Here is an 11,147-nt window from a genome sequence, read left to right as displayed (position 1 = left end):
GTTGTTTCAAAGAAGACCGCGATGGTGGATTTAACGCTTAAACTTTGGCACGCATTAACCACTGAAGACATCTTTACAGCATTTCAAAAAACCGCATTACTTATCTTTAGGTGAACACTCTCCCTTCGTTAAACCTTCAACAACTACAACATCAACATCCTTGTCAGTTTGGATTTGCTCCATAATTTCACCCTCTTAATTATTGCCTACAATTTCCTAATTACCTCTGAGCCGTTGAGTCCACTCTTAGAGTACTCTAGAATAGCTTCTCAAAAACTCAGAACCGCTAAAAAGAACCGGTTAAAAAAGACCTTGTGCCGCTTTATGGTATATCTCTAGATCTCTCTCAGAGAACAAAACAAACCGCACCAATTCCAGCGTATCTTCTTTGGCCAAAAAATCCTTTACGGCTCCAAGGGCAACTCTGCTGGCTTCATCTGTTGGATATCCATAAGCCCCTGTGCTGATGGAGGGAAACGCTACCGTTTTAAGTCCATTGGCTACAGTAAGTTTGAGACTATTCCAATAGGCTCTTCTTAGCAGTTTAGCCTCTTCATAAAGACCCCCACGCCAGATCGGACCAACAGTGTGAATTACATGTTTAGCTTTGAGGTTTCCGCCCGTGGTGATAACCGCGTTTCCCGTGGGCAAACCATCAGGCCACTCCTTTGCCCTTAACTGTCTGCATTCTTCGAGAACCCTAGATCCGCCTCTACTATGAATAGCTCCGTCCACCCCGCCTCCACCTAGAAGCGTCGAGTTCGCTGCGTTCACAATAGCATCTACGTCTTGATCGGTGAGATCCCCTTTGATTAACTGCACCGTTGCGGTTCCAGCCTTGAATTCCATAATTAACCTGTACACAACAGCCTATTTAACTATACCAGCAACGACCATACCGCTGAACCCATAAAATAAAAACCAAACCCGATAAACACAGCTGAGCAAAAAACGGTAATTCCAAATCGAACCCGATCATTCCAGAAACGCTGAGACTTGAAAATCAAAAAAGCCACCGCCGCATACCATGCAAAATCAACCAACCAATGTACCCCCGCAAAGATGGAAAAACCCAACAACCCAAACAGCTTGGCGTTAAGTATAAGCGCCGTTCCAACGGTAAGCCACCATAAAATAAACCCGGCATTTACCGCCGTTGTGTAGATGCCTGCAAACACGGAATCTCTCATAGGACCGGTTTGGATTTCTTTTTGGTTATGCCGGCCTTGAAAAGACTGTATCCCCATAAAAACCATCAAAGCGCCTCCTATTAGGCCAATTCCAATTTGTACCATGGCTGGAATTGTGAATTGACTTAGAACAAAGAAAATCAGAATCATCAAGGGAAACTCGACGATACCATGCCCCAAAGCAATTAGAATCCCCGAAATCTTGCTGGTTGAGGCTTTTTTGATGGTGAGTGCAAAAAGAGGACCCGGCATGAGCACGCCTGAGAGCGAGATCAAAAGCACAGATAATAAAAACACGGGAAACTCAGTAATATAGACCATTGTCTCACTTACTCAAAGATACCCTTGGCAGGCTCACGTTTTTGAACTTTTAGTAGTTCTTTTTGCATTTCAACTATATCGGTGCTGTCTTTGGCTGTCACATAGCTATCGAGCAGTTTTTGGTTTAGTTCAAAGAAGGTGTGGCCCCAGGGAAAAATATCTAACATGGTTTTTGCTTCTTGCTGAAAGCCTGTAATGTAGAGGGTTGCTGCAATGGCCTCAGCTGTTGTTAGTTTGGTTAGTTTTCCAAAATTGACGGGGTTGCCTGCAATTAGAATGGGCAGGCAACGGCTTGTGCCCCTAACGTGTTCGCCCATGACTTTTTGGGCGTGTTCCCAACTACAATCCAAGCCCACAACTCCGAACTGCTCAACCCGTTCCCGATCGGCGGGGGAGAGCGCGATTTCACTAAAGGGGTTGAGTACAATTGCTCGTTTAGGCAAGAATTTAATTTTGGTAACTATACGGGCAAAGCCTCGACGGCTAAGGCGAAGGGCCGTGTTCTTTTTGGGGTCATCTTGTGCGGCATGATAAATATTTATCCTAACCGCAAAAGCAGACGGCGCCTCAGAGACGTCTTCAGCACTCACTACTTTTTCACCTTTAGATGATCCATCGGGGTTTCGAGGACTTTGGGAATCCACTCGATAACATCAGTGGCAACCATGTGATAACCAAAATCTGAGACAACAAAATCGCCTGCCGCTCCATTTACAAACGCACCACAAACAGCAGCCTCAAAGGGATCTGCATGCATGGCCATCAGTCCTGAGACGATCCCCACTAAAACATCCCCTGTTCCACCCACCGTCATACCCGCGTTACCTGTGAAATTAAGCTTGACGCGGTTGGAGTCGCAGATAAGGTCAACTTTACCTTTTAGCAGTATGGTGGCGTTTAGTTGTTTAGCTATTTTTTGAACCGCCAAAATCTGCTCGTCTATTTGCTCAGGTAAGGCTTTGTCTGTGAGTATGGCATATTCGCCTCCATGAGGCGTTAGCACCAGCGGCACTTTGAGCGCACGCTTGAATTTAGCAAACGCTTTCAAACCGTCAGCATCAAGCACCAAGGGTTTCCCCGCGGCCTCAACGGCTTCGATACAAACTTTGACGAACTCTTGGGTTTTAGGGCTTAACCCCAAACCCGGCCCCATGGCAACAACATCAGCAAGCTCGATAAAGGGTTTGAGCGTTTCAAGATCAGTCGGGCTTAGATTGTCGCTTTCGAGTTTAACTGTAATCAAATCCGGTGAGATGGAGGTGATTTCATAGGCATTTTTTTTGGGAGACGCCAAATAAACTAGATCTACGCCGCTGCGCATAGCCGCCAGCGAAGCCAGCACAGGTGCACCAGCATAAACCGTGCTTCCACCGATAATTAGCAAACGTCCAAAATCGCCCTTGTGAGCCGTCTCGCTTCGAGGTTTGCGGGCTAACTCAACATCGCCTGGACCTGCAAACTCTTCAAACTCTAAGGGCAATCCAATGTCACCTACCACAACCTCGCCTGTGTATTTCTTGGCGTTTTTTAAGCCCAACTTTGCTCTATGAAACGTTACCGTCAAATCCGCTCTAACAGCGTTGCCCAGCACTTCACCTGTGTCCGAGTCGATTCCCGTTGGAATATCAATGGCAAGTTTGAAACCTGATGCGGCGTTTATGGCATCTACAACTTGACGTATGGGTGCTCGGAGTTTGCCCTTCGTTCCAGTTCCAAGCATAGCATCGATAACGATATCGGCTTCTATAGCGGGAATTGCGGCGCTATCGTTAATTTCAACCACAGAAATTTTGGTTTGAAGGGTTTGTAAGATCTCATAGTTTCTCAGTGCTGCTTCATGGCTAATATCGCGGTCTCTGCCAACTAAAAGTACGGTAACTTCAAAACCTGATCTTAGCAGATGTCGAGCTACTACAAAGCCATCGCCGCCATTACCACCCAATCCACAGACGATTGCAACACGTTTGCCTTTTGGGAAGCGTGCCATAATCTCTTGTGAAACATTTCTTCCTGCCAGCTCCATGAGTTGGAGGAGACTGACACCGAAGTATTGAGCGTTGACTTCTAAGGCGCGCATTTCGCGGCTCGAGATGAGGCTGTTTTGGTTTTGCATAACGACGCCTCTTATCATTAGTTTCATGGGCAGATAAGGCTATCTCTGATCTGTATACAAAAGCATCTCCCAACACACTTTTTTAGGCCTGAACTTTTTAAATTTTTAAAAACAGAGAAACTCTGCCAAATGAGCACATTTTTTCGAAAAACTTCGAAGCATATATAATCATGCCTGACCAAAAACCTGCTTTACATCTAAGCAGGTGAGTTTCAGTCTGCAAAACCGCTAAAAGCGGGTTGGCGTGTGTTTTGAGTTGTCTTGAATTTGTGGTTGCGGCCAAAAATTCTCCAACCAACCCCCAAAACTCACGCCCAAACCCAAACCTAAAGCTAAATTTGAGTAAAATACACCCTAAACGTGTGGCTCAACAGCCTTTTCACTCACAATTTTGTTTGACAGGATTATGCAAACCATATTTGCAACCTCCAAGTCAGCTCTAAAGCGCGGTAAGCAACCCTTTGTTGGCTTAGTAATTCTTGTTTGTTCCTGCATGTGGGACATTTTTGGTAAAGTTTTTGTTTGTTTTTCGAAGTAGTTTCGAAAAAAAATCGAAATAACACATTTTACGCTAAACAGTTAAAAAATCATCAATAAAATAATCAAAATAGCGCTATGTAGTGAAATTTTTCCATGGGTACGGCAAAAACTCGCCTACGACTGCCGAAAACCAAATTTCGCAACCCCGAATTTCCCAATCTTGGACAAGTTCCCATCAAAACAAGGAAAAGATTATTTTTAGCCTCCACGTAAAAATTCCGTGGATTTGCTCTTGAACGCGGATTTAGAATATCAAAAAAAACTGTGTTTTGGCGATGCTTTTGTATACCAAACCCGCCTATCCTCAAACAACATAACCTCAAATCCGCCAATTTTTGCCGCAACCCCCTCAACACAATGGAGGTCGAATCGTGAATTTTGAGTGTAACATGTTAATTTCAGTGCTAAAATTAACCAAAAATGGCTCTGCTTTAATCAAAGATATCAATACCGAAGCAAGACTCCCCCAAACACTATGTATGGAATTGCTCCAAAAACTGCAAAACGAAAACATCATTAAACTCAAAAACGAAACAGCTGAAATCAAAACCGAAGAACGCATAAAAATAGCCATCAAAACCGCCACCCTAGGCGCAGACATACAACACATAAGCACCCTGATGCACTGGCAAGAATTCGAACAAATCGCCGCCATAGCACTCAAATACAACGGCTACAGCGTCCACAATAACATACGCTTCAAACACGAAAACAAACGATATGAAATAGACGTAATAGGCTGCCGCAAACCCCTAGTTATCTGCATCGACTGCAAACACTGGGCCCACACAATCACAACCTCAGCACTACGAAAAATCGTAGAACAACAAACCCAACGCACAAAAGCTCTCTCAGACACACAGCCCAACACCAAACTAAACCTCGAATACACCCAATGGGAAAAAGCAACATTCATCCCCACAGTTATCTCACTAATACCAAGCGCCTATAAATTCCACGACCAAGTCCCAATTGTGCCCATACTATCTCTACAGGACTTCATAAATCAACTACCCTTCCATATTGAAAACGTCAAAACACACCAAAAATTTATAACTTCAACATATATAACCTCAGATGAAGGCTTGGGCGCATAGTAACTGGCTCTTTGGAGCGAAATACTGTACGATTACCGAGGTAATAAAAAATGACAATACAGTTTAATAAAAAAAATTTTGTCATTGCCTTTTTGATGCTTCTTCTATGTACCTCATTATCCATAGAAACGATTGTAAACGCTGATATTGAAGTACCTAAAAATATTGAAATACCTGAGGATGTTGACACAACAAAAGTTCTCTGCTTCCTAAGAGACATATTCCAAATCAACACTGACAAATACGACGCGACCTTGTTAGAAGCCTCAGCAAGACCTTGGAATGATGTGGCGTATACAACCGGGCAGTATGATCTTGCATATTCTGATTATGATAATAACGACGGAGACTCAGGTTCCTTAACGGTGAGTTTTGGCTTCTGGAACAGCGGACTTGTTAGCTGTACTATTTATCCTGTACCTAACTATGGCGTCATACACTATATTCAAAAACCGGGTGATGATTTGCGTAAAACAGCCACAGGCGTTTTGCAAAGATACCAAACATATACCCAAGATGAACAAATAACTCAAATGATTAATCTGCTAAAAACGGCAGATCTCACAAACGGCTACACAAAAACAAACGGTAACCTACAACTCTCAGTTATAGTCAACGACGCAGGGACCTCTTTTATGTGGAGCAACACGGTAAATGGCGCTGACTACAGCAGACTTATCTTAGGATTTAGAAACGGCGAATTAAGGGACTTTACCGACAATAGAGCGTTTTACGTTTTAGGTAGTACTGTGGTAAATGTTTCTGAGGAACAAGCTATCAGTATAGCGCTTGAGCAGGCTACAAGTCTTTCGTATACATTTGATGGTGAAGTGATATCGGGTTTTAATATAGTTAACAAACACATTCAGATCCAGCCTTCTACCATATCTAGACAATCGGAGAGTCTTTTGGTGCGTTATCCTGTTTGGATTGTTGATTTGCCCTTAGAGGATATTTATCCCGGTATGATTTCTTTTATTAGAGTTATGCTTTGGACCGATACTGGAGAGGTAATCAGTGTTCAACCTTTAGGTTCCGGTTTTCCTAACGGCTCAATTAACAATTCAACCCTCGAGTCATCAACACTTTCCGACAGTGGTTTAAGCTCTGATGCCAATAACCTGCCTTTAGTTGTGTACCTTGCGGGTATATGCATAGCAATCATAATTCCCATAGCTATAGTTGCCATAGTCCTTAAAAGAAAAAGCAATCAAAAGTAAAATACCGTATGCATCTGGTTTTATTTGAGCGCATTACAAAAAAGAACGGTAGTTTAGCCCGTTTACATGCTCACTTTTGAAGTACTCTCAAATTTACACTACCCCCCAATCTTGAGGATACCCATCTTTGACATCCTCACAGCAGGATAGAGACTCAAAACAAACATCACTGCCAATGCTGAAATCACCCAAATAGAAATCATACCTATCGTTGTGACCGTTACAAGCGGATTAGTCATCAAAATCAAAAACGTAATAATCACACCAAAAGAAAGCCCTATTCCAAAACTTGACAACAACACAAGTGCACTCTCAAACGCTGACAATTTGACGATTAGGTTAGGCTTTGCACCCACAGCACGCAACACAACAAACTCTTGACGTTGCTCATCCACAACCAACATCATATAACTAACCAAACAAACAGCCGCTGAAGCCAAACTAAACAACGGAATAAACATAATAGTCTGCCAAGCTGCACCTAAAAAGGCCTTATTTGCCTCTAACGTCGGCTCTAAGTCAAAGACCTCCAGATTCGGATCAATCGATTTAACGATGTGCCTTATCTCAGAGATAGTTACCGATCGATCAGTTGAATCTTTAGGAGTCACTAAGAGTAGATTTGAATACAACCTATCCGTGGCGTTCATCAACGTTTCTAAGGGTACATATGTAACATTGCCGTTGTTTATGGGGTCGATACAAACACCTACGATCTTAAAAGTTGTTTCAGCAGTTCTGATACTCTCCAACAAGGGATCGGCAGTGTAAATTTTTTTACTTGCATCACGGTAATACATGGTTTGAGCAATAGAATCTCCTATAACTGCTTCAAAAGGTTCAGTCTCACTTAGACTTCGTCCCATAGATGAAAAATCTGTAGCCATAGTGCAAGGGTCTACGCCGATTACAAGTGAAGTTCCTTCCCGATCACCCCCAATAATGGTTTTGATACCATTAAGTGCCGTATAGTTGCTGATTTCTCTAATCGGCATATATAGAACTAAACGCGAATCAACTAAAGCCACACCCGACATACTGTTTAGCTGCTCAGCAACTCTACTTGGAATGACAAGTTCAGAATTTGCGTAATCAAAATCACCGTTTAGCGGTGTCCCTGTAAACTTGGATAACAACAACTCATATTGACTACCCATACTGCTGTGCGCAACCATGATAAGACCCGATCCAGCACCCGAGGTTTTTTCTACCCACCCAGTTGTAGTGTCATTAGCAATTATACCGCCCGCCACTGAAATTGTAAGTAAAACAAAAACAATCGACAACAAAACAACAATACGCACAACCGAAGATAACCGTCTAACCATACTCCTTGAAGCAACACGCCAAGTCAACCCTGAACGCGAAATTGACCTATGCTTACCGCCAAACACTAATCCATAATAATTCACAGGAGAGAGTGCATCAAGCGCCGTCATTTTTGTCGCCCTCAAGAGAGGTTGCAAACCAAAAAATAAGGCCAAACAGAAAAAAACAAAAAAAACCACCGGAGCAAACCACCAATTACCCAAAACATAAACCCCAAAAACAACAGTGGCCGCCACAAAATCAGCAATAAACCCACATAGGATGCCCAAAACACAACTCAAAGCCACCACACCAAACAACTCAGTCATAAAGTATCCCCCAACCAAACTATTAGGGCACCCAGCCGCTTTGATTAAACCAAAATCTCGGGTCCTCTGAGCCATCATCAACGAAACAATAAACGAAGTCAAAACCGCACCAACAAGAAAAACCAAGATCCCCATAAAAAGAATAAACTGACCAAATACAGATGTTAACCCAATCGTAAATACATTTGACGATGCAGTTAACCCAACACCAACACGACTACTAAACAGAAGCAAAAATAATGTCGAGGCGACACTCAACGTTAAAGTAACCACAACAAGGCCACTCTGAAGACGCCTGCGCAACAAATCATTAATGGGAAAACCCGCACCCCTACTCATCAGAACTCGCCAATTTGCCATCTTTTAGTTCAATTACTTGATCTGCAAGTGCACGAATTTGAAGATCATGAGTGGACACCACAACCGTTTTACCCTGCTCTTTTAACAGATGAAGAACCTGCAGAATTTTTTCAGTGTTTTTTACATCTAAATTCCCCGTAGGTTCATCAGCTAAAATCACATCCGGATCATTTGCCAAAGCCCTTGCAAAAGCAACCCGTTGTTGCTCACCCCCGCTTAACTGCGCAGGAAAATGCGACGTTCTATGCGCCAACCCAACCATCTCAATCAACTCCAAAGTACGCGCTTCAATCTCACTGGGTGCCTTTCTTTGCCATTCCATCGGAAACGCAACATTCTCAGCCACCGTCAAGGTAGAAACTAGATTATAGGCTTGAAAAACAAAACCCACATGACAACAGCGAAAATCAGAAAGAAAATCCTCACTCTGCCCCGCCAAAGCTTGACCCACAACAAAAATTTCGCCACTACTTGGACGATCAATACCGCCTATAAGATTTAACAACGTCGTTTTCCCCGAACCCGAGGGACCACACAAAACTGCAAACGTAGCTTTAGGTATGGCTATGCTTAGATCTTTTAGAACCTCAACATTATCTGTACCCACTTGATAGGTCTTTGAGAGGTTCCGTGTTAAAACCATCCACTGGTCCTCTTTTTGTGTAACCATCCTGATTCCCTGTCGTCAGACAGTGAGGTGTGTAGCTAAATAATACTTGAGGTACACTTCTTTACATGTCGCTCTGGTAGCATGTGTCTACATTGAGGTTGCCGCGGTCACGCTTTAAAATTCGCACCTTCTCAGGTATTTTGTCTTTTTCCCAATCGGTCCAGCTGATTTCCCGAAACAGCCACTTCTTTCCCAGATGTGCCGCAACAACCGCATGCTTCTCAGCATGTCCGGAGGGTATGAACTGATCGAGAAATCGAAAGAGCTTATCGATTTGTGCCTTGGGGTAGTACGCATAGTAGGTGGCGTTTTTAACTTCAAAGGCATAGAGATGAGGTCCTCGTCGAGCAATGATATCGGGCAGGGGGTTGAGACTGGGATTGCTCACAGGTATGCGAACCGCATTATAGCCTTTTTTTTGCAACAATTTGACTAGAGCGGTTTCACTGTAGAAGCCTCTTTTACGCCAGCGCCGAAGCCGAACCCGATCAAGTTCAGTGCTCAAGATCTTTTCCTCTTCTACACCCAAGTGGCGGCGGTTTAACATAAAAATTATTGCACCCTACGACGCAAAAAACTGTGTTGGGCGATGCTTCTGTATACCACACCTCTCCAGACACACAAGCTGGTGAACACTGGTGAACATAAATAATTATGGTAATACTTATACAACCATAACCACACAACAGTGATTACTCAACATTAACACAACCAAAATATGGCCACTATATGCAATACTAACAGCTACAAAAGTGCCCAAGCCCCAACATACCCAAATCCCATCCAACCCCCAAAGTCATAAAGAAAAAACCCAAAGACAACCCGTATACAGAAGCATCCCCAAAACACACTCACAACCCCTCCCAGCCAGCCCAGCAAAAATATTTGAGCCTAATCGCCAAGTTTGCCAAATGCGCTAAAGACTGGAAAACTCTGACACACAACCATTTTTTGTTGCTCAGCTGGACTTTGCGTTATTTTGGCCAAGTTTGCTTTGTGCCTTGGTTGGCGCTAAAAGTTGTGTTTGAGTGCCGAAGGGTGTTCGAAAAAGTGCGGATTTGCTTTGTCCATAGATTTTCATCAGTACTTATATGAGGCCCCGATATTCTCCATGCCAAGCCCCTTAGAGCACACCAAAAAAGCCTAAATTAAGGTGAATTGATTGTTTGGAGGTGTTTTTGCGGGTTTTGTATTTGTGTTTGGTGATAACCAATCTGGCGCTTTTCCACTGCTGGGTTTTCGCGGCTAAACTGCCTCATTTTATCGGTTTTTTAGGATAAAGTCAGCTAATTTTTGTTTATTGGGTTAAAAGAGTTAAACGGGTGGTCGTTATTTTTTATCTGTTGGCAGGTTTGATTTTTTGTTGTCTATTTGAAACTTTGACCATTTTTGTGTCCCAGCAATTTTTTGTTGTGTGTTTGGGTTGTTGACTGTTGTCTAGTTTTCTGAGGTGGTGTTGAGCAATAATTTTTTGTGGCTTTTTGTTGTCAAAGTTTGTTTGTGTTTTGTGTTTGGCGAGTTTATTTTTTTGTGCAGGGTTTTTTGGGTTGTGTTGGGTTGCTGATTTTTTGGTTTTTGCTGGTGATGCCTGTAGCTGACTGTTTGCTGATGGTTGCCTGAGTTTTTTCTTTTTGCACTATTTTTTGGGTTGCAGCCAATTTGGCGGTAAACTTTTTTGTTGAGGGTGAACCGCGATGACTGATTTTTTCTGGTGTTGTTGGAAATATTGCGATTGTACTTGACCGGCAAAAATTTTGACTGTTGGAGTGTGGTACCTGACACTTGTTAATTCTTGTTTGGTGTTTGAGTTGGCATCTATCGTCTCTTTTGTGGGTGAGTTTTGCATCTAATTTGTTGTCTGCCCTTTTGAGGATCGGTGTCTTGCTTGTGTTGTATTTGGTCTGCTCATCAAATAGCTGAGTAGATGTGGGTGTTTGGGTGGGTGTTTGGGTGGGTGTTTGGGTGGGTGTTTGGGTGGGTGTTTGGGTGGGTGTTTGGG

At 43.1% G+C, this 11,147-nt stretch carries 11 protein-coding genes; 3 read left to right on the top strand and 8 right to left on the bottom strand.

Features of this window, described 5'->3' with window-relative positions; translation table 11 throughout:
* Positions 1–300: 300 nt before the first annotated feature.
* From FWF39_RS10540 to FWF39_RS10525, 4 genes are read right to left on the bottom strand one after another with little or no spacing between them, the layout of a single operon-like run.
* Positions 301–849: an O-acetyl-ADP-ribose deacetylase gene (locus FWF39_RS10540; RefSeq protein ID WP_343383399.1), complete on the bottom strand. Its 549-nt coding sequence runs from the start codon at positions 847–849 to the stop codon at positions 301–303.
* Positions 850–878: 29 nt separating this feature from the next.
* Entirely contained in the window at positions 879–1,511 is a 633-nt protein-coding gene (locus FWF39_RS10535; RefSeq protein WP_343383398.1) for a LysE family transporter, read from the bottom strand.
* Positions 1,512–1,519: 8 nt separating this feature from the next.
* Positions 1,520–2,101: a DUF367 family protein gene (locus tag FWF39_RS10530; RefSeq protein WP_343383397.1), complete on the bottom strand. Its 582-nt coding sequence runs from the start codon at positions 2,099–2,101 to the stop codon at positions 1,520–1,522.
* Entirely contained in the window at positions 2,101–3,624 is a 1,524-nt protein-coding gene (locus FWF39_RS10525; RefSeq protein WP_343383396.1) for an NAD(P)H-hydrate dehydratase, read from the bottom strand. Before FWF39_RS10525 ends, FWF39_RS10530 begins: the two co-directional genes overlap by 1 nt.
* A gap of 911 nt (positions 3,625–4,535) precedes the next feature.
* On the opposite strand from FWF39_RS10525, the gene FWF39_RS10520 reads away from it, so the two are divergent.
* Positions 4,536–5,261 (top strand): NERD domain-containing protein, encoded by a 726-nt coding sequence (locus FWF39_RS10520; RefSeq protein ID WP_343383395.1) that lies wholly within the window; start codon positions 4,536–4,538, stop codon positions 5,259–5,261.
* Between the two features lie 50 nt (positions 5,262–5,311).
* The gene (locus tag FWF39_RS10515) at positions 5,312–6,481 is read left to right on the top strand and encodes a hypothetical protein (RefSeq protein WP_343383394.1); all 1,170 of its coding nucleotides are present in this window, start codon (positions 5,312–5,314) and stop codon (positions 6,479–6,481) included.
* Between the two features lie 98 nt (positions 6,482–6,579).
* Here the strand turns inward: FWF39_RS10515 and FWF39_RS10510 are convergent, their stop codons facing one another.
* The 3 genes from FWF39_RS10510 to FWF39_RS10500 form a co-directional block, all read right to left on the bottom strand.
* Complete coding sequence (locus FWF39_RS10510) at positions 6,580–8,478, bottom strand: ABC transporter permease (protein ID WP_343383393.1); 1,899 nt, start codon at positions 8,476–8,478, stop codon at positions 6,580–6,582.
* Positions 8,450–9,148, bottom strand: coding sequence for an ABC transporter ATP-binding protein (locus tag FWF39_RS10505; protein WP_343383392.1), 699 nt, complete (start codon positions 9,146–9,148; stop codon positions 8,450–8,452). The genes FWF39_RS10510 and FWF39_RS10505 overlap by 29 nt, the downstream gene beginning before the upstream one ends.
* A gap of 61 nt (positions 9,149–9,209) precedes the next feature.
* On the bottom strand, positions 9,210–9,653 hold the full coding sequence (locus tag FWF39_RS10500; RefSeq protein WP_343383391.1) for a hypothetical protein: 444 nt from the start codon (positions 9,651–9,653) through the stop codon (positions 9,210–9,212).
* Between the two features lie 247 nt (positions 9,654–9,900).
* Here FWF39_RS10500 and FWF39_RS10495 point away from each other — a divergent pair, with 247 nt between their 5' ends.
* Positions 9,901–10,068: a hypothetical protein gene (locus FWF39_RS10495; RefSeq protein ID WP_343383390.1), complete on the top strand. Its 168-nt coding sequence runs from the start codon at positions 9,901–9,903 to the stop codon at positions 10,066–10,068.
* Positions 10,069–10,668: 600 nt separating this feature from the next.
* Here FWF39_RS10495 and FWF39_RS10490 read toward each other — a convergent pair.
* A partial coding sequence (locus FWF39_RS10490; RefSeq protein ID WP_343383389.1) for a hypothetical protein occupies positions 10,669–11,147 on the bottom strand: 479 nt, incomplete at its 5' end.

It is taken from the genome of Candidatus Bathycorpusculum sp. (assembly GCF_009778815.1).
GTDB classification, from domain to species: Archaea; Thermoproteota; Bathyarchaeia; order Bathyarchaeales; family Bathycorpusculaceae; genus Bathycorpusculum; species Bathycorpusculum hydrogenotrophicum.
The sequence above is the reverse complement of the archived record's forward strand: the minus strand, read 5'-3'. Positions and strand labels throughout refer to the sequence as shown.